24 protein-coding genes, 1 pseudogene and 1 riboswitch are annotated in these 25,102 nt (G+C 75.1%); of the genes and pseudogenes, 19 read left to right on the plus strand and 6 right to left on the minus strand.

All coding sequences use genetic code 11. The annotated features are described in order from the left end of the window. The 6 genes and pseudogenes from Cph01nite_RS17750 to Cph01nite_RS17775 form a co-directional block, all read left to right on the plus strand. Positions 1 to 348: pseudogene (locus Cph01nite_RS17750) on the plus strand (hypothetical protein); the annotation flags it as partial. A gap of 137 nt (positions 349 to 485) precedes the next feature. Further along, entirely contained in the window at positions 486 to 1,001 is a 516-nt protein-coding gene (locus Cph01nite_RS17755) for a low molecular weight protein-tyrosine-phosphatase (RefSeq protein WP_203676197.1), read from the plus strand. A 50-nt stretch (positions 1,002 to 1,051) separates the two neighbouring features. Continuing rightward, positions 1,052 to 2,632, plus strand: coding sequence for a class I SAM-dependent methyltransferase (locus Cph01nite_RS17760; RefSeq protein ID WP_203676152.1), 1,581 nt, complete (start codon positions 1,052 to 1,054; stop codon positions 2,630 to 2,632). Further along, positions 2,629 to 3,315: a hypothetical protein gene (locus Cph01nite_RS17765; protein ID WP_203676154.1), complete on the plus strand. Its 687-nt coding sequence runs from the start codon at positions 2,629 to 2,631 to the stop codon at positions 3,313 to 3,315. The genes Cph01nite_RS17760 and Cph01nite_RS17765 overlap by 4 nt, the downstream gene beginning before the upstream one ends. After that, the gene (locus Cph01nite_RS17770; protein WP_203676165.1) at positions 3,312 to 4,487 is read left to right on the plus strand and encodes a pyridoxal phosphate-dependent aminotransferase; all 1,176 of its coding nucleotides are present in this window, start codon (positions 3,312 to 3,314) and stop codon (positions 4,485 to 4,487) included. The genes Cph01nite_RS17765 and Cph01nite_RS17770 overlap by 4 nt, the downstream gene beginning before the upstream one ends. Continuing rightward, entirely contained in the window at positions 4,469 to 5,062 is a 594-nt protein-coding gene (locus Cph01nite_RS17775; protein WP_203676166.1) for a GNAT family N-acetyltransferase, read from the plus strand. Before Cph01nite_RS17770 ends, Cph01nite_RS17775 begins: the two co-directional genes overlap by 19 nt. Here the strand turns inward: Cph01nite_RS17775 and Cph01nite_RS17780 are convergent. Beyond that, positions 5,034 to 5,390, minus strand: a complete 357-nt coding sequence (locus Cph01nite_RS17780) for a hypothetical protein (RefSeq protein ID WP_203676167.1) — start codon at positions 5,388 to 5,390, stop codon at positions 5,034 to 5,036. The genes Cph01nite_RS17775 and Cph01nite_RS17780 overlap by 29 nt on opposite strands. A gap of 31 nt (positions 5,391 to 5,421) precedes the next feature. Further along, positions 5,422 to 6,810, minus strand: a complete 1,389-nt coding sequence (locus tag Cph01nite_RS17785; protein WP_203676168.1) for a glucose-6-phosphate dehydrogenase — start codon at positions 6,808 to 6,810, stop codon at positions 5,422 to 5,424. Positions 6,811 to 6,985: 175 nt separating this feature from the next. Between Cph01nite_RS17785 and Cph01nite_RS17790 the strand changes: the two genes are divergently transcribed. The 4 genes from Cph01nite_RS17790 (at position 6,986) to Cph01nite_RS17805 (ending at position 9,831) form a co-directional block, all read left to right on the plus strand. Then, a complete protein-coding gene (locus Cph01nite_RS17790; protein ID WP_203676170.1) occupies positions 6,986 to 7,780 on the plus strand; it encodes a hypothetical protein in 795 nt (264 codons plus the stop codon). A gap of 111 nt (positions 7,781 to 7,891) precedes the next feature. Beyond that, positions 7,892 to 8,197: a hypothetical protein gene (locus Cph01nite_RS17795; RefSeq protein ID WP_203676173.1), complete on the plus strand. Its 306-nt coding sequence runs from the start codon at positions 7,892 to 7,894 to the stop codon at positions 8,195 to 8,197. A gap of 78 nt (positions 8,198 to 8,275) precedes the next feature. After that, positions 8,276 to 9,370 carry a lactate/malate family dehydrogenase gene (locus Cph01nite_RS17800; RefSeq protein WP_203676175.1) on the plus strand — a complete coding sequence of 365 codons (1,095 nt, stop codon included), beginning with the start codon at positions 8,276 to 8,278 and terminating at the stop codon, positions 9,368 to 9,370. Further along, the gene (locus Cph01nite_RS17805) at positions 9,367 to 9,831 is read left to right on the plus strand and encodes an ACT domain-containing protein (RefSeq protein ID WP_203676178.1); all 465 of its coding nucleotides are present in this window, start codon (positions 9,367 to 9,369) and stop codon (positions 9,829 to 9,831) included. Before Cph01nite_RS17800 ends, Cph01nite_RS17805 begins: the two co-directional genes overlap by 4 nt. A 27-nt stretch (positions 9,832 to 9,858) precedes the next feature. On the opposite strand, the gene Cph01nite_RS17810 is transcribed toward Cph01nite_RS17805, so the two are convergent. Beyond that, positions 9,859 to 10,692, minus strand: a complete 834-nt coding sequence (locus tag Cph01nite_RS17810) for an alpha/beta fold hydrolase (RefSeq protein ID WP_203676180.1) — start codon at positions 10,690 to 10,692, stop codon at positions 9,859 to 9,861. Positions 10,693 to 10,737: 45 nt separating this feature from the next. Here Cph01nite_RS17810 and Cph01nite_RS17815 point away from each other — a divergent pair, with 45 nt between their 5' ends. Beyond that, positions 10,738 to 11,196: a MarR family winged helix-turn-helix transcriptional regulator gene (locus tag Cph01nite_RS17815; RefSeq protein WP_203676181.1), complete on the plus strand. Its 459-nt coding sequence runs from the start codon at positions 10,738 to 10,740 to the stop codon at positions 11,194 to 11,196. Positions 11,197 to 11,297: 101 nt separating this feature from the next. Here the strand turns inward: Cph01nite_RS17815 and Cph01nite_RS17820 are convergent, their stop codons facing one another. From Cph01nite_RS17820 to Cph01nite_RS17830, 3 genes are all read right to left on the minus strand, one after another. Then, a complete protein-coding gene (locus tag Cph01nite_RS17820) occupies positions 11,298 to 12,308 on the minus strand; it encodes an aldo/keto reductase family protein (RefSeq protein ID WP_203676183.1) in 1,011 nt (336 codons plus the stop codon). A 121-nt stretch (positions 12,309 to 12,429) separates the two neighbouring features. Further along, the gene (locus tag Cph01nite_RS17825) at positions 12,430 to 13,533 is read right to left on the minus strand and encodes a COG1470 family protein (protein WP_203676185.1); all 1,104 of its coding nucleotides are present in this window, start codon (positions 13,531 to 13,533) and stop codon (positions 12,430 to 12,432) included. A gap of 151 nt (positions 13,534 to 13,684) precedes the next feature. After that, on the minus strand, positions 13,685 to 16,390 hold the full coding sequence (locus tag Cph01nite_RS17830; protein WP_203676187.1) for an alpha/beta hydrolase: 2,706 nt from the start codon (positions 16,388 to 16,390) through the stop codon (positions 13,685 to 13,687). 310 nt (positions 16,391 to 16,700) lie between these two features. On the opposite strand from Cph01nite_RS17830, the gene Cph01nite_RS17835 reads away from it, so the two are divergent. The 8 genes from Cph01nite_RS17835 (at position 16,701) to Cph01nite_RS17870 (ending at position 24,832) form a co-directional block, all read left to right on the plus strand. Beyond that, positions 16,701 to 17,294 (plus strand): SigE family RNA polymerase sigma factor, encoded by a 594-nt coding sequence (locus tag Cph01nite_RS17835; protein WP_203676189.1) that lies wholly within the window; start codon positions 16,701 to 16,703, stop codon positions 17,292 to 17,294. Further along, a complete protein-coding gene (locus Cph01nite_RS17840; RefSeq protein WP_203676191.1) occupies positions 17,291 to 17,917 on the plus strand; it encodes a cupredoxin domain-containing protein in 627 nt (208 codons plus the stop codon). Before Cph01nite_RS17835 ends, Cph01nite_RS17840 begins: the two co-directional genes overlap by 4 nt. A gap of 189 nt (positions 17,918 to 18,106) precedes the next feature. Then, positions 18,107 to 18,217, plus strand: a riboswitch (glycine riboswitch). Positions 18,218 to 18,452: 235 nt separating this feature from the next. Next, positions 18,453 to 21,413 (plus strand): aminomethyl-transferring glycine dehydrogenase, encoded by a 2,961-nt coding sequence (gcvP, locus tag Cph01nite_RS17845; RefSeq protein WP_203676200.1) that lies wholly within the window; start codon positions 18,453 to 18,455, stop codon positions 21,411 to 21,413. A 41-nt stretch (positions 21,414 to 21,454) separates the two neighbouring features. Next, the gene (gene gcvT, locus Cph01nite_RS17850; protein WP_203676192.1) at positions 21,455 to 22,618 is read left to right on the plus strand and encodes a glycine cleavage system aminomethyltransferase GcvT; all 1,164 of its coding nucleotides are present in this window, start codon (positions 21,455 to 21,457) and stop codon (positions 22,616 to 22,618) included. 67 nt (positions 22,619 to 22,685) lie between these two features. Then, complete coding sequence (gcvH, locus tag Cph01nite_RS17855; RefSeq protein ID WP_203676193.1) at positions 22,686 to 23,057, plus strand: glycine cleavage system protein GcvH; 372 nt, start codon at positions 22,686 to 22,688, stop codon at positions 23,055 to 23,057. 318 nt (positions 23,058 to 23,375) lie between these two features. Next, positions 23,376 to 23,612, plus strand: coding sequence for a helix-turn-helix domain-containing protein (locus Cph01nite_RS17860; RefSeq protein WP_203676194.1), 237 nt, complete (start codon positions 23,376 to 23,378; stop codon positions 23,610 to 23,612). 162 nt (positions 23,613 to 23,774) lie between these two features. After that, positions 23,775 to 24,230: a (deoxy)nucleoside triphosphate pyrophosphohydrolase gene (locus tag Cph01nite_RS17865; RefSeq protein ID WP_203676195.1), complete on the plus strand. Its 456-nt coding sequence runs from the start codon at positions 23,775 to 23,777 to the stop codon at positions 24,228 to 24,230. 164 nt (positions 24,231 to 24,394) lie between these two features. After that, entirely contained in the window at positions 24,395 to 24,832 is a 438-nt protein-coding gene (locus Cph01nite_RS17870; protein ID WP_203676196.1) for an Hsp20/alpha crystallin family protein, read from the plus strand. Positions 24,833 to 25,102: the final 270 nt, after the last annotated feature.

The following is a 25,102-nucleotide window of genomic DNA, read 5'->3' on the forward strand; positions in this document are numbered from 1 at the left end:
GCGGCGGTGGCGGACGGGCTCGTCGTGGGGCGAGGTGCCGCGCTGCGGGTGGGGGTGGGGGTCGGCACGACCGTGGGCGTGGCCGCCGGCGTGGCTGTGGGCGTGGCCGCCGGCTCGTCCGGTGCGGGCGACGGCTCGTCCGGTGCCGGGGACGGCTCGGGCGTCGAGGGCTCGGCGGCGACGGGCGGTGGTGCGCTCGTCGGGGTCGCCGACGGTGCGGCCGGTGGCGCCGGAGGTCGGGGGCCGGCGATACCGGGCCCGGGTTCGCAGCCGGCGAGGGCGAGGACCGCGGCGCACGCGAGAGTCGCGACGCCCTTCCGTGTCGAGGTCAGCACGGGACGACCCTAACCGGACATCTCCGGCATGCGGCCCCCTGTCACACCAAGGGATGGAAGAGCCGCCGGGGCCTGGTGATACTCATCACGAAATGATAACGATGACTCCTGACCTGCAAGGATGTTCGCGTGGCTCTTCCTTACCGCGTGATGACCGTCTGCACCGGGAACATCTGCCGCTCCCCGATGGCCGAGATCGTCCTGCGCGAGCGCCTCGCCGCCGCCGGCCTCGGCGACCAGGTCGAGGTCGACTCCACGGGCCTCAGCGACGAGGAGCGCGGCAACCCCGTCGACTGGCGGGCGCGCGCCGTGCTCCGTCGCCACGGCTACCCGACCGGGGAGGGCCACCGCGCCCGTCAGACCCGGGCCTCGCACCTGCAGGAGCGCGACCTGGTGCTGCCGATGACCGCCGCACACGCCCGCGCGCTGCGCCGGCTCGCGGGCGGCGACCCGGCCGCGCGGGCGCGCATCCGCATGTTCCGCAGCTTCGACCCGGCCGCGCCCGTCGAGTCCGGGCAGCCCGAGCACGTGCTCGACGTCGACGACCCCTGGTACGGGCCCGAGGAGGGCTTCGAGACCACCCTCGCGGAGGTCGAGGCCGCCGTCGACGGCATCGTCGCGCACGTCCGCAGCGCCCTCGACTACCGCAACGGCCTCACCGACTGACCGCGTCGCCCGGGGTGGGGGTCGCGCCCCGGGTGTGGCACCGTGCTCGCGTGCCCGACGCGATCCGCCACGTCCTGTTCCCCGGCCGCCACCACCTGGTCACCGCGTTCCAGGTCGCCTACCTCACCGACCTGCTGGCCGGCCGGGTCCGCGACGCCGCCGGCGCACCGGTGACCTGCGCCCCCGACGCGCGCGTCGTGTGGGCGCTGACGTCCGCCACGCACAGCGGCACGCGCCGCAACCCCGTCCCGGCCCACCGCCGGGAGGCGATGATCGAGGCGGTGACGACCCGCGCCGGGCTGCCCTCGCTCGTCGTGCCGGTGGCCGACGTGCCTCCCAGCCCACGGTTCGCGCACACCGTCCTGGCGACGGCTGAGCTCGTCCTGGGCGAGCCGCTGACGCCGCACGACACGGTCGTGGCCTGCTCGACGCCGGAGGTCGCGGCGATGTACGCGGACGACGGCTTCCGCGTCGCGACCGTCGAGGACGGCGCTCCCGGCGACCCGGACCGGCCGTGGGTCGTGCTGGAGCGGATGGTCGCGGGCGACGACGCGTGGCGCACCCTCGCGCACCCCGACGCGGTCGCGTTCTACGAGCGGTACCGGCTGGACGCGCAGGTCCGGCTCGTCCACACCGACCCCACCGTGCAGGACGACGGCGACCTCACCGCCACGCGTGACTACGCGACGTACACGGCCGCGTTCGACGACGCGTCGGACCGCAAGTGGGCGCAGGTCGCGCCGCACGTGCGCCCGGGGCGGGTGGTCGACCTGGGCTGCGCGGCCGGCGGCCTGCTGGAGCGCGCGGCCCGGGACCCGCGGCTGGCGGAGTCCGACCTGTACGGCGTCGACGTGTCCCGGCACCTGGTCGCCGAGGCCGAGCACCGCCGCGCGCAGGGCGTGTTCGCCAACCCCAACGTCTTCTTCGCGCAGCGCAACCTGCTGCTGGGCCCGGTGTTCCCGCAGCGGTCGGTCGACACCACGACGACCGTCGCGCTGACGCACGAGATCTCCAGCTACGGCGCCGGGCGCGCGGACCTCGAGCTGCTCGCGCGGCGCATCTTCGAGCAGACGCGACCCGGGGGCGTCTGGATCAACTCCGACGTGCTCGGCCCGGCGGACCCGGAGCGGGTCGTCGACCTGGTGCTCGACGGGGACGCCGACGTGGCGGCGCGGGACCTCACCGGGATGGCCCGCGCCGACGCGGCCGCCCACGTCGCCGCCCTGTCGCCCGCCGCGCGCCTGGTGCAGTTCGCGCACGACTTCCCCGCGCTGTCCGGCGCCGACGTCACGCTCGAGTGGGTCGAGCGCGGGCCGGACCGCAGCGTCGCGCGCACGTCCCTGCGCACGGCCATGGAGTACCTGTACACGCGCGACTACACCGACTCCTGGCTCTCCGAGTGCCACGAGCGCTTCTGCGACCTGACCGGTGACGACTGGGCGGACCTGCTGACGGACGCGGGCTTCGAGCTCGACCCCGGCAGCGGCCCGTGGCGCAACGACTGGCTCGTCGAGAACCGGCTGCGCGTCGGCGCGGCCCTGCGCGACCCGGCGACGGGCGAGCCGGTCGCGTGGCCGGACACGCACGTGCTGACGGTCGCGCGCCGACCGCTCGCCGAGGCGACCCGGTGATCCGGCTCGGCCCTGGCGGTCGCCGGCTCGCCGCCGCCCTCGGTCCGCTGCTCGTGGTCGTCGGGGTGGTCGGGGTTCTCGTGGGGGTCGTGAACGTCGTCGGGGCGACGACCGCCTCGTTCGGTGCCGTCGAGGTGCCGGTACGGATCGTGAGCAACGACGGGGTCGCGGTGTCGGTCGAGCTGCGCTTCGAGAACGGCCCTGCCGAGGGTCTGGGTGTCGACGGGCCGCCCACCGGCGGGCTGCCGAACCGGGACCACCGCTCGCACCCGCAGGGCATCCTGAGCCTGCACGTCCTGGACGCGGGCGTCGTCGAGCGGGTGCTCTCCCGCGCGGACGTCCTGGTCCGGGGCGTCGCGCTGCTCGTCGCGGCGCTGGCGCTGCTGCCGGTGCTGCGGCGCCTCGCCCAGGGCCGTGCCCTGGTGGCCGGCGACGCGCGTCGCGTCGCCGTCGTCGCGGGGTGCGTCGTCCTCGGCGCGTACGTCGCTCCGCTCGTGCCCTGGATCGCGACCGTGTCGGTGCTGGACCGGCTGCCCCGGACCGAGGGGATGTTCGCGCAGCCGCCCCACCATCTCGAGGCGTTCGTCGCCGCCGCCCTCGTGCTGCTCGTGGCGGCCCTCGTGCGGGCGGTCGAGGCGCAGGACCGGACGGCCCGCGGGGGGAGCGGCAGACTGACCCCATGAAGGTCGCCGCCCGCGCGCACGTCCCCCCGTTCGCCGTCATGGAGATCCTCGCCGCCGCCAACGCGCGCCGCGCCGCCGGGGAGCACGTGCTCAACCTGTGCGCGGGGGAGCCGTCGACCGGGGCGTCGGACGTGGTCCGGCAGCGCGCGATCGAGCTGCTGACGTCCGGTGACCTCGGGTACACCGAGTCGCTCGGGGCGCCCGGGCTGCGCGCGTCGATCGCCGCGCACTACGGCGACACGTACGGCGTGGACGTCGACCCGGCGCGCGTCGCGGTCACCACCGGCTCGTCCGGCGGGTTCATGCTCGCGTTCCTCGCGGCGTTCGACGTCGGCGACCGCGTGGCCCTCGCCCGTCCCGGGTACCCCGCGTACGCGAACATCCTCACCGCGCTGGGCTGCGAGGTCGTCGACCTGCCGTGCGGCCCGGAGCAGCGCTACCAGCCGACCGTCGCGCAGCTCGAGGCGCTGGACCGGCCCGTCGACGGGCTCGTCGTCGCGTCGCCCGCCAACCCCACGGGCACCATGATCGAGCCCGACGAGCTCGCGGCCCTCGCCGCCTGGTGCGGCGAGCACGGCGTGCGCCTGGTCAGTGACGAGATCTACCACGGCATCACGTACGCGGACGCGGCGGGCACCACGCCGGCGACCGCGACCGCCGCGCAGTACCTGGGCACCGGTGCCGTCGTCGTCAACTCGTTCTCCAAGTACTGGGCGATGACGGGCTGGCGCCTCGGCTGGCTCGTCCTGCCCGACGACCTCGTCGGACCCGTCGACGCACTCGCCGGCAACGTGGCGCTGTGCCCGCCGGCGCTCGCGCAGCACGCGGGCGTCGCGGCGTTCAGCGCCGACGGCATGGCCGCCGCGCGCGCCAACGTCGAGCGGTACGCCGACTCGCGCCGGCTGCTGCTGGACCGCCTGCCCGACCTGGGGTGGGACCCCGTCGCGCCCGCGGACGGCGCGTTCTACCTGTACGGCGACGTGTCGCGCACCGGGCTGGACGCCGTGACGTACTGCGCCCGCCTGCTCGACGAGGCGGGCGTGGCGATCACCCCCGGCACGGACTTCGACCCCGTGGGCGGGCGGGACTGGGTGCGGCTGTCGTTCGCGTCGTCCCCGCAGGTGGTCGCGGAGGCGGCGGAGCGGATCGTCGCGTGGCAGGGCACGCTGTGACGGCCGTCCGGCGGGCGGTCGCGGACGACGTGCCCCGGGCCGCGCACGTCCTCGCCGCGGCGTTCGCGGGCTACCCCTGGACGGACTGGGTGGTGCCGCCGGACGACCGCGCCGCCCGCCTGACCGAGCTGCAGGCCCTGTACCTCACGCACGCGGTGCGGCACGGCGTCGTGCTGGTCGACGAGGCCCTGAACGGCGTCGTCGCGCTCGTGCCCGTCGACGCCCCGCCGCCCGACGACGCGACGTGGCACGCCGTCGCCGCGCTGCACGGCGACCGCCTGGAGCGCCTGGGCGCCGCCGAGCCGCCGCCCCCGCCGCCCGGTGCGTGGACGTTGGCGGCCCTCGGGGTGCTGCCGGCCGCGCGGGGCGCCGGGCTCGGGTCGCGGCTGGTGGCGGCCGCGCTCGCCGACGTCGGTGACGTCCCGGTCGTGCTCGACACGTCGGACCCGCGCAACGTCGGCCTGTACGAGCGGCACGGGTTCGTCGTCGTCGCGCGTGCCGACGTCCCGGACGGGCCGGCCGTGTGGTCGATGGTGCGACCCGTGCTCAGGCCTGCGGGGTCGTCAGCACCGTGATGCGGCTCGGGTCGATGCCGCGGGCGACGCACGTGACGACCCGCTCGACGTCCTCGACCTGCGCGTCGGCGGCCAGCACGAGGCTGCCGCCGCTCGACGGCTCGTCAGCGCTCAGGTAGCCGTCGACGACCACGGGGTCCTGGGTGCACGCGGGGACCCGGCGCAGGTCACCGGCCACGCTCACCGTCCACGGGCCCTGCCGCGGGATCTCGACGGTCGTGCGCCCCCCGCCGCCCAGCGCGGCGAGCGCACCGAGCAGGCTGGTGCCGATGAGCGCGGCCACCACGACGACGGCGATGGTCCGGGTGCGTCTGGCGCGATCGCGCACGGTCCCTCCCTCTGCCGGGGACGCCGGCAGCCTAACCCGCCCTCCGCGGCGGGCCGTCGCTGCCGGCCGGGTACTCCTCGAGGGGGGCCGCGTCGGCCGCCCACGCCTCGAGGATCGGCTCGACGATGCGCCAGCCCTCCTCCGCCTCGGCCGCACGCGCCGACAACCGCGTGTCACCGTCGATCACGGCGAGCAGCAGCTGCCCGTACGGGGTGGGGTCCTGCTGGGCGAGCTCGGTGTCCAGCGTGACGGTCTCCAGCGCGAACGGGTCGCCGATGCCGTTGACGTTGAGGTCGAGGGACATCCGGTCCGGGTCGAGCTGCAGGCGCAGCTCGTTGCGCGTCGGCGCGGCACCCTCGAACACCTGCAGCGGCACCTCGCGGAACCGCACGACGATCTCCCGGCGGTCGGCGGCCAGCGCCTTGCCGGTGCGCAGCCGGAACGGCACGCCGGACCACCGCCACGTGTCGACGTGCAGCGTGACCTCGGCGTACGTCTCGGTGCCGCGGTCGGGGTCGACGCCCGGCGCGGACGTGTACGCCGCGACGTCGCGGGGCGCGTCGGGCGCGCCGACCGTCCCGGCGGTGTACCGCCCGCGCCGGGTCCAACGCGCGACGCCCTCACGGTCGAGGGGCCGCACGGCCCGCAGCACGTCGGCCTTGCGCGCGGCGAGGTCGGCCGGCGCCACGGACGTCGGCGGCTCCATGGCCACGTACGTCAGCAGCTGCAGCAGGTGGTTCTGGACCATGTCGCGCAGGGCCCCGGACCGGTCGTAGTACGACGCACGCCCCTGCGCGTCGACCGTCTCGTCGAAGACGATGTCGACGGACTCCACGTGCGTGCTGCTCCACAGCGGCTCGAGGACGCGGTTCGCGAACCGCAGGCCGATGAGGTTGAGGACGGTCTGCTTGGCGAGGAAGTGGTCGACGCGGAACACCTGGTCCTCGGGCAGCAGGTCGGCCAGGGCGGCGTTGAGCGCGACCGCACCGGCCAGGTCCTCGCCGAACGGCTTCTCGATGACGATGCGCAGCCCGTCGGGCAGCTCGACGTCCGCCAGCGCCTGCACGACGGGCAGGAACAGCACGTGCGGCAGCGCCAGGTACAGCACCAGGGGGTCGGCGTCGGTGATCTCGCACGCGTCGAGCGCCCGCTGCAGCGCCGCCGGGTCGGTGACGTCGCCGTGCAGCCAGACCCCGTCGTCGACCAGGGCGGCCACCGCGGGGTCCGGGTCGCCGGGCGCGTGCCGGGCGACGTTCTCGCGGACGAGGGCACGGAAGCCGTCGTCGTCGAGGTCGTCGTGGGCGACCCCGACCAGGCGGATGCCGCCGGGTACCGACGGGACGACGCGGGCGAGCCCGGGGAGGATGTACCGCGCGGTGAGGTCGCCGGTCGCGCCGAGGACGACGATGCCGGCGCTCACGCGCGCGGTCCCGTGGCACGGACGTGCGGGAGCGGGGTCCGGGTGGCAGGCGTCATCGCACCATCCTCACGTGACGGCACGGGACGTGCGCGTCGGGACGTGCGCGTCGGGACGTGTCGACGCGGGCTCCATGTCGACCCGTAGGGTGCGCCGGACCCCGCACGACAGGAGAGCCATGCGACTGTTCCGGCGCGACCACACCCCCTCCGCCGACGAGCTCGGCGGCGGGACGGCCTTGACGGTCGACGTGATCGGCGGCCAGTTCGTGTCCGCGATGACCTGGACGCGGGAGGTGCGCCGAGTCCTCGACCGCGCCCAGCCCGCACTCACGGTCCTGCGGCGCGCGGGGGTGGCCGGGAGCGTGCACCTGCGCCCCGGTCCGGTCGCCCACGCCGTGGAGGGGGAGATCCGGCTGCGCGCCGGCGGGGTCCTCGGCGTCGTCGTCGACGAGAACGGGCACGGCTTCCGCCTCGTGCCGGACCGCGGCAGCACCGATCCCGTGGCGACCGACGACATCGAGGTGGGGCCAGGGATCTCGCCCCAGGACGCGCTCGGCGACGTCGTCTTCGCGGTGGCGTCGCTGGTCGCGGACACCGAGGAGCCGCCGGTGACGCTGCCGGCGCCGCTGACCGTGACGGGCGCGAACCTGCAGCACCTGCGGGCCACCGCCGACCTGCCGGCGCGGTGGTGCGCGTGCGTCTTCGTCACCCGCGCGCACGACGTCCCGGACGACGCCGACCAGGAGGAGCGGACCGCGCTGTGGGTCGAGCACTCCGTCGGCATCAAGCTGCACCTGGACGGCAGCATCGCCGCCGACCCCGACGACGTGGACCCGCACGGGGAGAGCTCGCGGCAGAGCCTGGCGACCGCCACGACGTGGGCCGGGGTCGACGTGGACCTCGTGCCCTACGCGCGCTGGCTCGCCGACCGGACCCAGGAGGTGCTCCGGATGCGGGTCCCGGGCCTGTGAGCCGCCGTCGCCGCTGCGCCGGACGGGTGGGACCTGCCGGACCGGACGTGCGCGGCCCGTCGCACCCCTAGGCTGCGGGCGACCCATCGCACCGAGCACCCGGGACACCACGTGATCTTCTTCGGCTGGGGCCGACGCCCCAAGACCGCCGACCTCGACCCGGGCCGCACCCTCGTGCGCCTCTGGGCGTACTTCCACCTGTTCTGGCTGTTCCGCATCTCGTGGCCCAAGGGCTACCTGCTGGCGACTGCGACCGAGGCGGGCTGGGCGCAGCAGCCGATCCCCGACGAGGACGGCCGCGCCCTGGACCCCGACGGCCGCACGGACGTGCACTGGTGGTGGCGGTTCGGTCTGCTGCTGCCGGTGACGCTGATCTTCGTGTCCGTCGTCGTCGCGACGATGTTCCCCGAGGGCTGACCGGGCCGCTCGCCCGTCCGGCCCGGCGCCAGGAGCGGCGCAACCTGCGCGTCACGTGGCGCCCGTAGCCTCACGGTCATGGACGTGGCGGTGCTGGGTGCGACAGGGGACGTGGGGCGGCAGGTCTGCACGCAGCTCGTCGAGCGGCAGGTGCTGCCGACGACGTCGCGGCTGCAGCTCGTGGGGCGGCCAGACGGGTCGTCGGCGCGGGCCGTGCACGGGCTGCGGGCCGACCTGATCGACGCGTACGACGAGCACGCACCGGTCCTGGACGTCGCGCTGGACCCGGCCGACGTCGTCGCCGACGTGGTGGTCGTGGCCGCGGGCCGCACCATCGCGCCGCGCAGCGACGGCGCACCGCCGAGCCGCGCCGGGCTGGCCGAGCAGAACGCGGGAGTCTTCCGTGCGTACGCCGACGCGCTGGCGACGCACGGGTCGGGCAGCGAGGTCGTCGTCGTGGTGTCCAACCCGGTCGAGCTGGGTGTAGCGGTGATGGCGCAGCGGCTGGGCCGGCACCGCGTCATCGGCATGGGGGCGTGGCTCGACACGCTGCGGTTCCGGCGCGAGATCGCCGTGCAGCTGGGCGTGCGGCGGCACCGCGTGGGCGGGTTCGTCGGCGGGCAGCACGGCGACGACGCGGTGCCGCTGTGGTCGACCGTGCGCATCAGCGGGCTCGACGTCGCCGAGCGGGAGCGGGCCGTCGCCCGGCTGCGGGGCCCGCGGACGCTCGCGACGTTCCCCGCGGAGATCGCCGAGGCCAAGGCCCGGCTCACGGCCCTGGCGTCGCAGGACATGGCGGCCGCGTTCGCGCTGATCGACACCTGGCCACCGGACCTGCGGGTCGTCGCCCGGCCGTGGATGACGCACCAGTCGGGAGCCAAGACGGCCGCGGGCACGGCGTCGGCGACCGTCGACCTGCTCGAGACGGTCCTCGACGGGCGCGACATCGTCGTCGCCGGTCAGGTGGCCCTCGCGGGGGAGGTGACCGTCGGCGGCGCGCCCGCGCACGGGGTCCTCGGGGTGCCCGTCGTCCTGGGCCCCGAGGGGTGGGGCCGCGTCCTGCTGGACCCGCTGCCCGCGGACGAGGACGCGCGGCTCGCGCAGGCCGGTGCGGCGATCACCGCGGCCGCGGCGCCGTGGACCTCCGGCGACCGGGCGGGGGCGGCGCGATGAGCGACGACGACACCCGGTGGGTCGGCTGGGTCCGGGCCGAGCACCGCACGGGCAGCATCTCGGCGCTCGCCGGCGTCTTCTCGACCCGCGGCGTCAACGTCGGCTCGATGGCCACGGGCGACGTGCACGACGACGCCGGCCTGGTCGTGGTGACCTTCCGCGCGAGCGAGCGGCGCGCCCGGCTGCTGGCCCGCACGCTCGACCGGCTGCCCCAGGTGCGCTCGGTCCAGGTGCGCCGCGCCGACGACCTGGGGGTGCGGGCCGCCGCCGTCGTGCACGTGCCGCGCGGGGTCGCGTTCACGCCGCCCCCGTCGGCCGCGGTGCGCTGGTCGGGGCGGACCGACGTCGGCGAGCCGCTGCTGGTCGAGGGCGCGCTGGCGGACGTCGAGGCCACGGTCGAGGCGGCGCGTGCCGCGGGCGCGACGAGCGACGCGACGGTCATCCAGCCGCCCTACGGCTGAGGACCTCCCGGCACGGTCGTGCCCACGTCAGACCGCGAAGAACTCCCGCAGGACGGGTGCGACGAGGTCGGGGCGTCCCCGCTCCGCACGGTTCTGGGTCGCGGCGTGGTGCAGGCCGACCAGCTCGACCCGCCGCGCCCCGGGGACGACCTCGGTGAGGCGGTCGACGGCGGTCCGCAGGTACGGGCGGGTCGCGGTCCCGACGAGCAGGAGCGTCGGCACGCCGATCGCGGCGAGCTCCTCGAGCCGGTCGGCGTTCTCGCGGACGATCGCGAAGTCCGCCCGCAGGGCGTGCGCCAGCTCGCGCACGGGGACCCGACCCTCGGTGGCCGGTGCCCGGTCGTCGGCCGCGAGCATGCGGCGCGCCGCGGCGGCCAGGAGTGCGGTCGGCAGCCGGAACATCCACGGCGGGCCCATCTCGGCGACGCGCATGGCGATCGCCATGGCCCGTGCGAGGTCGCCGGAGTCCAGCGCGGCCTCGAACCGCGGGAGCACGTCCAGCCGCATCGAGCCGCCGACCGGCAGCGGGGGCTCGAACAGGGCGAGGCGACGGACCTCGTCCCCGGCGAGGGCGGCCCGTGCGGCGACGATCGCGCCCGAGCTGATGCCGAGCACGTCGTGGGCGCCGGTCTGCGCCAGGACCGCGCGCAGGTCCGCCACCTCGATCGGCGTCTGCGGGCCGGTCACGGACCTGTCCCGGCCGCGGCGGTCGAGCAGGTGCACGGTGCGGGTGTCGGCCAGGAGGCGGGCGAGCTCGAGCTGGCTCGTCCCGCTCTGCATGGCGCCGTGCACGACGACGAGCCCGGGACCGGCGCCGATCGAGTGCACGCGCACGGTGGTGCCGTCCGCCGAGGTGATCATGGAAGTATCTTAGTAACTAAGATACTTGCCTGCCAAGATGGTCCCGTGGACCGTGCCGAGCGTCTCGAGCGCCTCGCCCTGCTGTCGGAGGCCGACGCCACCCAGACCGCGATGTTCCAGCAGGCGGCCGCGGCCTCGTACGGCCTGGGCATCACGGAGATGCGCGCGCTGAGCATCCTGCTGAGGAACGGTCCGCAGACCGCCGGGGCGCTGACCCGGGCGCTGCACGTCACGTCCGGCGCGGTGACGGGGATCGTCGACCGTCTCGTGCGCCGCGGGCTGGTGTCGCGGGCAGCGGACCCCGACGACCGCCGCAAGGTCGTCGTCACCGTCGACCTGGCGGCGCTGGCGGCGAGCGAGAACGCCTACGCCGGCATCGGCGAGGCGTTCCAGGAGCTGTACGCGGGCTACACCGACGCCGAGCTGGACTTCCTCGAGCGGCACCTCACCGCCTCGGTCGAGATCACCGCGCGCGAGACCGCCCGGCTGCACCCGCGGGCCTGAGGCCTCCATGGTGTCCGAGGCGGGCGCGCCCGGGCCGGACGCACGGAGGGCCGGCCACGTCGCGACGACGGGCCGGCCCTCCGTGCCGAGGTGCGCTCGCGTCAGACGGGGCGCTTCTTCGGCGCCGTCTCCGCCGTCATGCGGGCGTCGCGCTCGACGACGTCGCCGAGGGCCTCGTCGATCCGCGTCATCGCCTCGGCCGGGATGCGCACGCCCGCGGCCTTGACGTTCTCGTGGACCTGCTCGGGCCGCGACGCGCCGATGAGCGCGGCGGCGACGTTGTCGTTCTGCAGGACCCACGCGATCGCGAGCTGCGCCATCGACAGGCCCAGCTCGTCGGCGACGGGCTGCAGCGCCTGGACGCGGGCCAGGACGTCGTCGTTCATGAACCGCTTGATCATGTTCGCGCCGCCCTTCTCGTCCGTGGCGCGCGACCCGGCCGGCGGCTGCTCGCCCGGCTTGTACTTGCCGGTGAGCACGCCCTGGGCGACGGGCGACCAGACGATCTGCGAGACGCCGAGCTCGCGCGAGGCGGGCACGACCTCGTCCTCGATGACGCGCCACAGCATCGAGTACTGCGGCTGGCTCGAGATGAGCTGCACGCCGAGCTCGGTCGCCAGCGCGTGGCCGGCGCGCAGCTGGTCCGCGGTCCACTCCGAGACGCCGATGTACAGGGCCTTGCCCTGGCGGACGACGTCGGCGAACGCCTGCATCGTCTCCTCGAGCGGGGTCTCGGTGTCGTAGCGGTGCGCCTGGTAGAGGTCGACGTAGTCGGTCTGCAGGCGCTGCAGCGAGCCGTTGATCGACTCCATGATGTGCTTGCGGGACAGGCCGACGTCGTTCTTGCCGGCCGGGCCGGTGGGCCAGTAGACCTTGGTGAAGATCTCGAGCGACTCGCGCCGCTCGCCCTTGAGCGCCTCGCCGAGGACGGTCTCGGCCTTGGTGTTCGCGTAGACGTCCGCGGTGTCGAACGTCGAGATGCCGACGTCGAGCGCCGCGCGGACGCAGGCGGTCGCGGTCTCGTTCTCGACCTGCGAGCCGTGCGTGAGCCAGTTGCCGTACGTGATCTCCGAGATCTTGAGGCCGGAGCTGCCGAGGTAGCGGAATTCCATGCCCTCATCTGACCACCTCGCGCGGGGTGTCGCCGCACGGCGGGCCGCGCCGTCCCGTGGTGCACGTCCGCACGACCGTGGAGGAGCCGCGTGCCGCGGACCACGCGCCCGCACGGGCGCGTCACCGCACGGGAGCGCGGGCTCCCGTCGCGTCGGACGGCTCGCGGGGCACGCCCGCCGCGGCCAGGGCGGCGTCGATCCGCTCCTGCACACCCCGCGCCGAGCGGCGGCGCAGCCACCGGGTGAGCACGACGCCCGCGGCGAGCACCAGCAGCAGCCCGAGCTGCGACCACGGCACCGTCCACACGGCGACGTCGGCGGACGCGGTGCGCATCGCCGCGTCCACGACGTCCTCGCCGACGACCCACGGCCGGACGTCGACGTGCCCGGACGCGCGGCCCAGGGGCCACACCGGCAGCGTCGCCTCGACCGTCGCGGACTGCCCGGGCAGCACCTCGCGCAGCTCGGCGGTGTGCGCGGCAGCGGCGAGCCCGGCCGGCCCGGCGAGGGTCGTGGCGGCGCGTGCGCCGAGCCGCACGTCCCCGGCGTTGCGCACGACGTACCGGACGTGGACCGTGCCCGGCGCGAACGGGTTCCACGACGGCTCCCACCGCGCGGTGACCTGCTCGGGGACGAGCGCGGCCGTGACCTCCCCGGCCACGCGCAGGTGCAGCCGCACCCCGGTGCGGGCGGCGAGCCGGACCGTGTCCCCGGCGACGAGCTCGGCGACGACCCCGGCGGGGTGGTCTCCTGGCGTCGCGTCGGCGGGCACCGTGATCGTCAGGGGGACGGTGACGGCCGCACCCGCCTCGAGCGTGAGGCGCAGCCGCCCGTCGTCGAGCGTCTCGGCGCCCGCGGGCGGGTCCAGCGCCACCCACGCACCGCCGTCCTGCGGGGGGCCGGCGGGCGGCAGGTCGAAGTACCCGGCGTCGGACACGATGCCGTCGCCCGCGTACACGGCGAACGTGGCAGGCCCGTCACCCAGGTTGCTCACCGTGACGTGGTCGGTGACCGACGCCCCGGGGTCGATGACGTGCCGCAGCGACAGCCGCCCGTCCGGGCCGTCGGCGGTGGCCGGCTGGACGGTCCACGTGACGGTGGTGCCGGGCGCGTCGTCGACGGCCGCGGCGGCGGGCGGTGCGCCGGTGGCGACAGGGGCCGCGACCAGGGACGCGGCGAGCGCGACCACGGCGGCGGCGAGGGTGGGACGGAGCAGGGTGCGCACGGTCGAGGTCCTCCGACCCGGGTGACGGGAGTGCTGTGCCGCGAGCGTCCGGCTGGATCGCACTCTCGCGGGTGGGGTGGGGGTGGGGTGGGCTCGGACGTCGGCGGTCCCGTGGGCCGGGGCCGCCGACGTCCGAGCGCGGTCCGTCGGGTCAGTCGACGGGGAACAGCGAGAGGGTCAGCGTGCCGGCGTAGCTGCCCGGCGCGGTGTCGACCGGGACGTCCAGCACGAGGTCCGCACCGATCGTCGTCGAGCCGGACCGCCCCTCGGAGGTCGCCGACGCGAGCCGGCCCGGGACCACGAGGCCCTCACCACCGCTGAGCGCGGTCGCGCGCGGCTCGCCGGCGACGAGCCCGGCACGCGGCGACCCGAGCCGCGGCGTCCACCCCAGGTGCTGCGCACCGAGCAGGCGGGTGTCGGACTCGAACGCGTACCCCTGCCCCGTGACGGCCCAGCCGCTGACCCCGGCCTGCGCGACCGTACGGGAGTCCGTCACCGTGACCGTGGGCAGCTGACCACGGAACCGCAGCGCGGTGCCGGTGTGCTGCGGCCCCTCGAGGGTCACGCCCGAGCCGTCGTCGGCCACGGACAGCGCCAGGACGCCGTCCTGCCCCTCGGGCACCACGGCCCGCAGCTCGATGCCCTCGGTCGTCGCCGGGTCGCGGAACAGCCGCGGCAGCAGGTCGACGAGGTTCTTCGACCACACGTCGAACCCGTGCGGGCCCTGCGTGACGCCGGCGAACTCGTGCGTGATGCCGTTGGCCTCCAGCAGGTCCAGCAGGTTCATCGTGTGCTGGTAGGTGAAGTCGGTGACGTCACCGGTGTAGACGCGGGCCAGCCGGGTCTCGGCGTTGACCGCGGCGGGGTCGAACTGCGGGGTGTTGAAGAACAGCCCGCCGGAGAACGCGCCCATCCACCCGAACTGCCCGGGGCGGGTCAGCCACGTGTTGAGCGTGTTCATCGCCCCCATCGACAGCCCGGCGATGGCCTGACCCGCGGCGTCGTCCGCGATGTTGTACTGCGCGCGGGCGGCCGGTGCCAGGTTGTCGAGCAGCTCGGCGGGGAAGTTCGGGACGTTGCCGTTGCCCATGACGACGACCATCGGGACGATCCCGCCGTCCTTGATGTAGTGGTCGAGGATCTGCGGCGCGCGGCCCACCTCGACCCAGTCGCCGTAGTTCTGCCCGCCGCCGTGGTTGAGGTACAGCACGGGGTAGGGCTCGGCGCGGTTCGGGTCATAGCCCTTCGGCGTCCAGACGTACGCCTTGCGCTCCTCGCCCGCGACGGCGCTGTCGTACGACAGCACCGACAGCTCACCGCGGTCGCCCGCGGGCAGGTCGCCGAGCATCCGGTCGTTCTCGCCCGGGACGAACAGCGGGCTGACGCCCGTGAGGGTGTTGACCGTGTCCGCGGGGTCCTTCATGTCGACCCCGTCGACGACGTACCGGTAGTAGTAGAAGCCGTCGAGCGGACCCATCGCCAGGCGCCAGCGGTCGCCGACCTTGGTCATCGGGATCCGGAACCAGGCACCGTTGGGGGCCCAGTTGGCCCACACGGTCACGTCCTTCGCGTCGGCCCACTGCGTGCCGGTCTCGAAGGTGACGATGCCGTCGTCGTCGACGTGCGGCGTCGTGATCGAGCCGGGGGCCGGCGGCGTGTACGGCGCGTCCAGCGGACGGTGCCCGGCGCGCGGACCGTGGCCCGCGCCGTCCCGGAACACGCGGGACGCGAAGTCGCGGAAGCCCTCGCGCCACGTGTCCCACGTGCCGCCGGAGTCGGGGTCGACCCCGTCGAACTCGTGCTCGACGCCCGCGCGCTCCAGCGTGCGCAGCAGCGCGTGCGTCGCGTTGTAGGCCGGGTCGAGGACGTTGCCGACGTAGACCCGCAGCCGGTCGGTGCCCGCGTTGATCTCCCGGGCCGTCGTCGCGCTGATCGAGCCGGTCAGGCGGCCGGAGAAGGACCCGACCTCGCTGAACGTGCCCGGGTCGGTGCGCAGGACGGTCAGCGCGTGGTGCGCGCCGTCGCCGATGCCGGCCACGGCCTGCCCGGCCGCGTCGTCGGCGACGTGGTAGCCGTCGCGCGCCGCCGCGACGACGCCGTCGAGCAGCTCCGCGCGCGGGTCGGCCCCGCCGACCTGCGCCATGACGACGACCATCGGCTCGACCTGCCCGGCGGCCGCGAGGTTGTCGAGCACCTGCGGCACCCGGCCCAGCTCGGCCCACTCGCGCGCCGACTGCGCGCCGTCGGCGAGCAGGTACAGCACGGGGTAGGCGGCCTCACGTGCGGCGTCGTACCCGGGCGGGGTCCACACGAGCGTGGTGCGCGCGTCGCCGCTGACGGGGCTGTCGTACGCCAGCTCGGCGACCTCGCCACCGCCGGGGATGTCGGTCATCCACTGCACCGACGGCCCGGGCACGAACAGCGTGTTCCACGTCGGCCTCGACGTGACCGCCACGGGGCTCGTGGGCTCCTTGAACGACTTCTTGGTGCGGTCCGGCCACGTCGCCGTGTACGTGTAGTAGTACAGGCCGGGCTCGAGGATCCCGACCTGCGTCGGGTAGTCCGTGCCGCTGGGGTCCATGGCCAGGTCGGACCACGTGCCGTTCGGTCCGATGTTGCCCTGCAGCTCCACCTGCGCCGGGCGTGAGCCGAGGATCCGCTCCGCCTCCGCCTGCGGCACCGTGAACCGGTGGTACCCCTCGGGGGTCACCGAGACCCACGGGTCGGGTGCGGGCCCGTCGGCCGCTGCCGGTGGTGCCATCGCTGCCGCCGTTCCCAGTGCGAGCGCGGCCCCTGCGACCACGGCTGTCGTGCGGTGCTGCGCGCGGTACGCGCCGCCCGGCCCCCTGCGAGTCATCCCCATCGATACCCCTCCTCGGTCGTCGACCGGCAGGGGGACGTCAGGTCCCGTCCTCGTCGTCGAGGCCGGGACGGTGCTGCAGATCCCCCTGGCGGCGCCGTGCGCGTCCACGACGCCCACGACGTGCCCGCCGGTCTGCAACGCTGCAGGAGCGGACTGTCCGAATGCTGTCGGGTCGGGAGGTTTAACGTCAACCCTCCTGGCTCGTCGTGTGGCCGGGTCTCAGGATCTGGCCCCGATCCTCGCGCTCGTGCAACCGTCCGGGGTCCCGCCGACGTCATCGGGGTATGAGGCGAAGGGACGATCCATGACACGAGACGACGAGTTCCGCAGCTGGGCGCAGCAGCACCGGCAGGGCCTGGTGCGCACCGCCACGCTGCTCACCGCGGGTGACACGCACACCGCGCAGGACGTGGTGCAGAACGCGCTGACCAAGCTCTACCTGGCCTGGCCGCGCGTGCGGGCCGCGGACGACCGGCAGGCCTACGTGCGGCGCGCCCTGGTCAACGCGTTCACCGACGAGATGCGCTCGAGGGGCCGCCGGCGGGAGGACCTGCGGGGCGAGCTGCCCGACGGCGCGGTGTCCCTCGGCGCGACCGACCCGGACACGCTGCTGCTCTACGACGCGCTGCGTGAGCTGCCGGACCGCATGCGCGCGACCGTGGTGCTGCGCTACTTCCACGACCTGGACGTCCGGGAGACGGCCCGCGCGCTGCGCTGCACGCAGGGCACGGTCAAGAGCCAGACCGCACGCGCGATCGACAAGCTGCGCGCCCGCCTGGGACCGCTGCTCCGCGACGGCACGCCTGCGCCCCCCGACCCCCACCGGCCCGACCCGCAGCACCGCACCCACCCGACGCCGGCCCTCGTGGCCGCCCCCGCACCGAGGAGCGTGGCATGAGCAACCTGACCGACCTGATGACCCGGGCCGCCGCCGGGATCGACGCGACCCCGACGGCCGAGGTCCTCGACGACGACCTGGCGCGCGGTCACCGGGCGCGGCGGCTGCGGTCCCGGCGGGCCGCGGGGGCGGGTGTCACCGCCGTGCTCGCGGTCGGCCTGGCCCTGGCCGTGCCGCTGACGTCGACACCGCCCGCGGCCGCCGTGCCGCTCGTCGCGTTCGTCGGCGAGCAGCCGGACGGGTTCGTCCTCGACGTCGTGCCGGAGGGCTGGCGCGTGCTGGCCTCGACGCCGGGTGACCTCGTCCTGGCCGCCGAGGGTGACAGCGGCGAGGACCCCGCGGTGTACACGGGACGCATCGTGGCGACGCTGCTCGCCCCGGGCTCGGTGCCCGACGACCTGGGGACCGCGCCGACCGTCACGGTCGACGGCGAGGTGGTCAGCGTCTACCCGATGCTGGGGGCCGACGGTCCGGACGGTACCCACGGCGTCTTCGTGGCGCAGGGCGACGGCCGGTACCTCTACGTGCAGGTCCCGGCAGAGGTCCACTGGACCGCGCAGGCCGCGGCAGAGTTCGCCGCGACCGTCACGGCCACGGGCGACGCGACGGCGAGCGTCGGCTGACCGGCGTCCCGCGGTGCGGGACGCCGGGTCCGCGAGACCGGGCTCCGGTCGGTCATGGGCCTCCATGGGTGACCTGGGCCCGGTCTCGCGCGCGTCCGCCCGGACGATCCCGCGACCCGCAGCACCCCCGCGCGAGCACGCCCGTGCCGTACGCTGGGCCGCAGATCCAGCACAACTGAACACGCTGCTCGAACCGCGGCGGGAGAGCTCCCGTCGGCCGCCCGCGAGGGCGGCAGCGCGGGACGCCGAAGGAGCAACCCTCCCCGGGAAACTCTCAGGCACCCGTACCGCCACGGCCAGGCAACTCTGGAAAGCGGCGCCGGCAAGGTCCGGCCGCCCACCGACGGTGCAAGCCGGCGCGCCCCGGAGCCACGTCCGCCCGGCGGACCAGGCTCATGGCGGACCGGCAAAACTCTCAGGTCGCCCCGTGCGGGGTGGATGACAGAGCGGGGAGCCCCTGCCCGTCCCGGCCGTGCACCGCCACGTCCGGACGATCCCCGTGGAGCAGCTCGTGACCGATCTCGCCGTGCCTGCCGTGCCGTCCGTCGCCCCGGCCACGCCCGCCCCCGCCCCGTCGCGCGCCACGCCCGCGCCGCGCTCGCCCGCCGCCGAGGGCTTCGCCGACCGGCACATCGGCCCCCGCGGGGACGAGACGGCCCGCATGCTCGCCACCCTCGGGTACGACGACCTCGACGCGCTGGTCGACGCGGCCGTGCCCGCCGCGATCCGCACCGACCGCCCGCTGGACCTGCCCGCGGCCCGCTCGGAGGAGGAGGTCCTCGCGGCGCTGCGGGCGATCGCGGGGCGCAACCGGGTGCTGCGGCCCATGATCGGCCAGGGCTACTCCGGCACGGTCACGCCCGCGGTGATCCGCCGCAACGTGCTCGAGTCCCCCGCCTGGTACACGGCGTACACGCCGTACCAGCCGGAGATCTCGCAGGGCCGGCTCGAGGCGCTGCTGAACTTCCAGACCGTCGTCGGCGACCTCACGGGCCTCGACGTGGCCAACGCGTCCCTGCTCGACGAGGCGACGGCGGTCGCCGAGGCGGTCGCGCTGATGTGGCGCGCGTCGCGGGCGACGACGGGCACGGTCGTGCTCGACGCCGAGCTGTTCGGCCAGTCGCTCGCGGTCGCGCGTGGGCGTGCTGAGGCGGTCGGGCTGCCGGTCGTCGTCGCCGACCTCACCGACGGCCTGCCGGACGTCGACGGGCCGCTCGTGGGCGTCGTCGTGCAGCAGGTCGGGGCGTCGGGAGCGCTGCGCGACCTGCGCCCGCTGGTCGCCGCCGCCAAGGAGCGCGGCGCGCTGGTGACGGTCGCCGCGGACCTGCTGGCGCTCACGCTCGTGACCACGCCCGGCGAGCTCGGCGCGGACGTCGCGGTCGGCTCGGCGCAGCGCTTCGGCGTCCCGCTGTTCGGCGGCGGCCCGCACGCCGCGTTCATGGCGGTGCGCCAGGGCCTGGCGCGCACGCTGCCCGGGCGGCTGGTCGGTGTCTCGGTCGACGCCGACGGCGCGCCGGCGTACCGCCTCGCGCTGCAGACCCGCGAGCAGCACATCCGCCGCGAGAAGGCGACGAGCAACATCTGCACCGCGCAGGCGCTGCTGGCGATCGTCGCGTCGATGTACGCCGTCTACCACGGGCCCGACGGGCTCGCGGCGATCGCGCGCCACGTCCACGGCGCAGCCGTCTGCCTGGCGGGCGTGCTGCGCGAGGTCGACGTCGAGGTCGTCCACGAGCACGTCTTCGACACCGTCCGCACGCGCGTCCCGGGCCGCGCCCGCGCGGTCGTCGCGGCCGCGGCGGCGCGCGGCATCAACGTCTGGGCCCCCGACGACGACCACGTGCAGGTCGCGTGCGACGAGACCACGCGCGGTGAGGACCTGCTCGAGGTCGTGCTCGCGTTCGCGGACGCGGGGACGACGAGCCTCGTGCCGTCCGACGACGGCACGTACGACGTCGGGTTCGTCGGCCCGCGCCCGACCGACGTCCCCGCGCACCTCGCACGGGCCACGGACTACCTCACGCACCCGGTGTTCCACGTGAATCGTTCCGAGACGGCGATGCTGCGCTACCTGCGCCGGCTGTCCGACAAGGACCTCGCCCTGGACCGCACGATGATCCCGCTGGGCTCGTGCACCATGAAGCTCAACGCGACGGCCGAGATGGAGCCGATCTCCTGGCCCGAGTTCGCCGACGTCCACCCGTACGCGCCCGCGGACCAGACGCAGGGGTACGCCGCGCTCGTCACCGAGCTGCAGGACTGGCTGGCCGAGATCACGGGCTACGCGGCCGTGAGCGTGCAGCCCAACGCCGGCTCGCAGGGCGAGCTCGCCGGCCTGCTCGCCATCCACGCGTACCACGAGGCGACGCGCGCCGAGGGTGCCGAGCACCGCGACATCTGCCTCATCCCCGCCTCGGCGCACGGCACCAACGCGGCGTCCGCGGCGCTCGCGGGCCTCAGGGTCGTCGTCGTCGCGACGGCCGAGGACGGTGAGGTCGACCTCGCCGACCTGCGCGCCAAGCTCGACCAGCACGGCCCCCGCGTCGCGGCGATCATGATCACCTACCCCTCCACGCACGGCGTCTACGAGGCCCACGTCCGCGAGGTGTGCGACCTCGTCCACGCGGCCGGCGGCCAGGTGTACATCGACGGCGCCAACCTCAACGCGCTCGTCGGGCTCGCCCGGCCCGCCGAGCTGGGCGGCGACGTCTCGCACCTCAACCTGCACAAGACCTTCTGCATCCCGCACGGCGGCGGCGGCCCGGGCGTCGGGCCCGTCGCGGTCGCGGCGCACCTCGCCCCGTACCTGCCGGGCGACCCGACGCCGGGCGCCGCCGGCTCGGTGGTCGCACCGGTCTCGGCGGCACCCTGGGGCTCGGCCGGGATCCTGCCGATCTCCTGGGCGTACGTCGCGCTCATGGGCCCCGACGGCCTGCGACGCGCCACCGAGACGGCCGTGCTCGCCGCGAACTACCTGGCCACACGCCTGCGCGAGCACTTCCCCGTGCTCTACGCCGGCCCCGCCGGGCTGGTGGCGCACGAGTGCATCCTCGACCTGCGCCCGCTCACCAAGGCCACGGGCGTCACCGCCGAGGACGTCGCCAAGCGCCTCATGGACTACGGCTTCCACGCCCCGACGCTGTCGTTCCCGGTCGCGGGCACGCTCATGGTCGAGCCCACCGAGAGCGAGGACCTGGCCGAGCTCGACCGGTTCGTCGACGCGCTCGTCGCGATCCGCGCCGAGATCGCCGACGTGGCCGACGGCCGCTGGCCGCTCGAGAGCTCGCCGCTGCGCCAGGCCCCGCACACCGCGGCGTCCGTCAGCGCCGACGTGTGGGAGCACCCCTACGGCCGCGAGCAGGCCGCGTTCCCCGTCGCGTCCCTGCGGGCCGGCAAGTACTGGCCGCCCGTGCGCCGCATCGACGGCGCGCGCGGCGACCGTCAGCTCGTCTGCTCGTGCCCGCCCGTCGAGGCGTACGAGGACGACGTCCGATGACCGCCACCGCCCCCGACGCCCACCCGACCCCGGGAGCCCCGATGACCGACACGCTCTCCCCCCTGCACGACGAGCACGTCGCCCTGGGCGCCGCGCTGACCTCGTTCGCCGGGTGGCAGATGCCGCTGCGGTACACCTCCGACCTGGCCGAGCACACGGCCGTCCGCACGGCCGCCGGGCTGTTCGACCTCTCGCACATGGGCGAGATCGAGGTGTCGGGCGCCGCCGCGGGCGCGTTCCTCGACCGCGCGCTGGTCGGCAACCTCTCGGCGCTGCGGGTGCTCGGCGCGCGCTACACGATGATCGTGCAGCCCGACGGCGGCGTGATCGACGACCTCGTCGTGTACCGCACGGGCCAGGACGTGTACCTCGTCGTGGCGAACGCGTCGAACCACGACGTCGTGCTGGCGGAGCTGCGCGAGCGGGCCGCCACCGCGGGCGCGGACGTCGAGGTCGCCGACCGCTCGGCCGTGACCGCGCTCGTCGCGGTGCAGGGGCCGCACGCGCTCGCGGTGGTCGAGGCGCTCACCGGGCTGGCGGCCGACCCCGACGGGCCGACCGACGTCACGCCGGCGACCCTGCGGTACTACGCGTGCCTGCCGATGCGGTTCGACGGTGCACCCGTGCTCGTCGCGCGCACCGGGTACACCGGTGAGGACGGGTTCGAGTTCTTCGTCGACACGACCGCGGCGCCCGGGCTGTGGCGCGCGCTGCTGACCGCCGGCGCCGGGCACGGGATCGTCCCCGCGGGCCTGTCCGCACGCGACTCCCTGCGCCTCGAGGCGGGCATGCCGCTGTACGGCAACGAGCTGGACCGCACGACGACCCCGCACGACGCGGGCCTCGGCCGCGTCGTCAAGCTCGACAAGGTCGACGCCGACGGCGCGCCCCTGCCGTTCGTCGGGCGCGAGGCGCTCGCCGCACGGGCGCACAGCGCCCCCGCGCGGGTCCTCGTCGGCCTGCAGGGCCTGGGCCGCCGGGCCGCGCGGCACGGGTACGCGGTGCACGCCTCGACGCAGCCGGACGCGGCCGTCGTCGGCACGGTCACCTCCGGGGCGCCGTCGCCGACGCTCGGCCACCCCGTCGCCATGGCGTACGTGACGCCCGAGGTGAGCGCCGAGGGCACCGAGCTCGCGGTCGACGTGCGCGGTCGGCGCGAACCCGTGCGCGTCGTGCCGCTTCCCTTCTACCGTCGTCCTCGGTGACCGTCCGCACCACCCGCCGGACGCCGGTCCGCACGTCCCGCACCACCCCGACCCGACAGGAGCACCCATGGCCGCCGAGCTGCCAACGACCCTGCAGTACACCGCCGAGCACGAGTGGGTCGACGCGTCGTCGCCCACGACCGTGGGGATCACCGCCGTGGCGGCCGACGCCCTCGGCGACATCGTCTTCGTCGAGCTGCCCGCGGTCGGCTCCACGATCGAGGCGGGTGCGGTGATCGGCGAGATCGAGTCGACCAAGTCGGTCTCCGAGCTGTTCTCCCCGGTGTCGGGCACCGTCGTCGAGGTCAACCAGGACGCGGTCGACGACCCGTCGCTCGTCAACTCCGACCCGTACGGCGCGGGCTGGCTGCTGCGCGTCGACGCGACGGCCACGGGCGCCCTGCTGTCGGCCGAGGAGTACGGCGCGCTCAACCCCTGAGCCGTTCGGGTGGGTGATGGCACCTGTGTGCTGGTCCGATCGGGTGAGTTACTGGACGACCGTCCATGCGTAAGGGTGCTTGCCCGAACGGGTGAACGTGGCGCACTCTGCTGGGGACGGCTTCTCCACCGCTGATGTATCAGGCGGCCGGCGAGGACGTCATGACAGGTGCAGCGTTCGGCACCGCGGGGGGGATCTCACGGTGGAACAGAGAAATCGGCGAAAGCCGCGTCATACCCACGACGCGCGCCGCTCTCATCCGGTACGCAGCCCACGCGGGGCCGGAGAGTCCGGGCCCGCCGCCCACCGGAGGACACCATGAGCATGCTGGACACGAGCGTGAACCCGCACATCGCGGGGGCCCACGCGCTGACGCGTCGGGAGCGGGTCGTGCTCGCCGAGCTGACCGAGGACGTCACTCTCGAGGAGATCGCGACACGGCTGTTCGTCACCCGCAACACCGTGAAGTCCCAGGTGCGCAGCGTGTACCGCAAGATCGGCGTGTCCACGCGCGCCGAGGCGGTCGCGTGGGCCGAGGCGCACGGCATCCGCTGACGTCCTCCGCCCCGCGGAGGGGCGGGTGGGATCCCTCCGCACCGGTACCACCAGCAGCCCGACGTGCGCGTCCGGCCGGACCTCCCCGGCCGTGCGTGTGCCGTCGTCGGCCGGCCACAGCGTCGTGACCCGGCCGTGACAGACGGCTGGCACACTCGACCCATGACTCCTGTGCTGGTCGTGGCGGCGGCCGTGGTCGACGATCTCGACGACCCCCGGCTCCTGCTCGCGGCACGCCGGGCCACCCCGGCCAGCCTCGCCGGGCGCTGGGAGTTCCCCGGGGGCAAGGTCGAGGACGGCGAGACGCCCGAGGACGCCCTGCACCGCGAGCTCCGCGAGGAGCTGGGGGTGCGCGTGGGGCTCGGTGTCGAGCTCCTCGGGCCCGACGGCGGCGCGTGGCAGCTGTCGGACGAGTACGTCATGCGCCTGTGGTTCGCCGAGGTGCTGGAGGGTGGGCCCGAGCCGCTCGTCGAGCACGACGAGCTCCGGTGGCTGCCCGCAGGCCAGTGGCTCGACGTGCCCTGGCTCGACGCCGACGTCCGCATCGTCGAGGGTCTCGTCGACTTCGTCGCCACCTTCGCCCGCGACGACCGGCGCCCGACGGGCCGTCCGGCCTGAGGCGTCGCGCGCGCGTTCGCCCAGTGCGAACGACGCCCCGTCCGCACTTGGCACTCTCGGGGGCAGAGTGCTAATTCTTGACGTGTAGCCACCCGGCGGCGAAGCCCGTCGGGGCAGCACCGGGCACCGGGAGGACCGGGCCCATGTCGAGGAGGTGATGGGGCGTGGCTACTCGTTTCGACCCGTTCCAGGAGATGGACCGCGTGCTCGCGCAGGTCCTGGCGTCCGACCGCGCGTCGGCCACCATGCCGATGGACCTGTACCGCGACGGCGACCACTACGTCCTGCACGTCGACCTGCCGGGTGCCGACCCGGGCACCATCGACGTCAGCGTGGACGACCGCACCCTGACGATCCGCGCGCAGCGCAGCCCGCGCACCGAGCACGACGTGCAGTGGCTGGCCAAGGAGCGGCCCGTCGGCACGTACGCCCGCCAGCTCACGGTGGGCCGCGGCCTCGCGCTCGACCAGATCAGCGCGACCTACACCGACGGCGTGCTGACCCTCACGGTCCCGGTGGCCGAGGAGGCCAAGCCGCGCCGCGTCGAGATCCAGCACGGCACCCCCGCGACGTCCATCGCGGCGTCGACCTCCGCCGGCTGACCCACCCACGGCTGGATCGCACTCTCACCCCCCTTGGGCGTGAGAGTGCGATCCAGCCCGCGCCATGTGCGCCCGCCGGCCTCCCCTTGGGCGTGAGAGTGCGATCCAGCCCGCGTGATGGTTCCCGGCCCGCCTCCCCCTGGGCGTGAGAGTGCGATCCAGCCCGCGTGATGGGCCCCCGCCCGCCTCCCTTGGGCGTGAGAGTGCGATCCAGCCCACGTGGTGGTTGCCGGCCGGCCTCCCCCTGGGCTTGAGAGTGCGATCCAGCCC

The organism is Cellulomonas phragmiteti (assembly GCF_016862775.1).
GTDB classification, from domain to species: Bacteria; Actinomycetota; Actinomycetes; order Actinomycetales; family Cellulomonadaceae; genus Cellulomonas; species Cellulomonas phragmiteti.

What these genes read in the sequence shown, in the direction of transcription:
- Cph01nite_RS17755 (WP_203676197.1), top strand. Translation starts at nt 486, where the DNA reads ATGACCGTCTGCACCGGGAACATCTGCCGCTCCCCGATGGCCGAGATC.
- Cph01nite_RS17770 (WP_203676165.1), top strand. Translation starts at nt 3,312, where the DNA reads ATGAAGGTCGCCGCCCGCGCGCACGTCCCCCCGTTCGCCGTCATGGAG.
- Cph01nite_RS17790 (WP_203676170.1), top strand. Translation starts at nt 6,986, where the DNA reads ATGCGACTGTTCCGGCGCGACCACACCCCCTCCGCCGACGAGCTCGGC.
- Cph01nite_RS17800 (WP_203676175.1), top strand. Translation starts at nt 8,276, where the DNA reads ATGGACGTGGCGGTGCTGGGTGCGACAGGGGACGTGGGGCGGCAGGTC.
- Cph01nite_RS17805 (WP_203676178.1), top strand. Translation starts at nt 9,367, where the DNA reads ATGAGCGACGACGACACCCGGTGGGTCGGCTGGGTCCGGGCCGAGCAC.
- Cph01nite_RS17810 (WP_203676180.1), bottom strand. Translation starts at nt 10,692, where the DNA reads ATGATCACCTCGGCGGACGGCACCACCGTGCGCGTGCACTCGATCGGC.
- Cph01nite_RS17820 (WP_203676183.1), bottom strand. Translation starts at nt 12,308, where the DNA reads ATGGAATTCCGCTACCTCGGCAGCTCCGGCCTCAAGATCTCGGAGATC.
- Cph01nite_RS17830 (WP_203676187.1), bottom strand. Translation starts at nt 16,390, where the DNA reads ATGACTCGCAGGGGGCCGGGCGGCGCGTACCGCGCGCAGCACCGCACG.
- Cph01nite_RS17835 (WP_203676189.1), top strand. Translation starts at nt 16,701, where the DNA reads ATGACACGAGACGACGAGTTCCGCAGCTGGGCGCAGCAGCACCGGCAG.
- Cph01nite_RS17840 (WP_203676191.1), top strand. Translation starts at nt 17,291, where the DNA reads ATGAGCAACCTGACCGACCTGATGACCCGGGCCGCCGCCGGGATCGAC.
- gcvT (WP_203676192.1), top strand. Translation starts at nt 21,455, where the DNA reads ATGACCGACACGCTCTCCCCCCTGCACGACGAGCACGTCGCCCTGGGC.
- gcvH (WP_203676193.1), top strand. Translation starts at nt 22,686, where the DNA reads ATGGCCGCCGAGCTGCCAACGACCCTGCAGTACACCGCCGAGCACGAG.
- Cph01nite_RS17860 (WP_203676194.1), top strand. Translation starts at nt 23,376, where the DNA reads ATGAGCATGCTGGACACGAGCGTGAACCCGCACATCGCGGGGGCCCAC.
- Cph01nite_RS17865 (WP_203676195.1), top strand. Translation starts at nt 23,775, where the DNA reads ATGACTCCTGTGCTGGTCGTGGCGGCGGCCGTGGTCGACGATCTCGAC.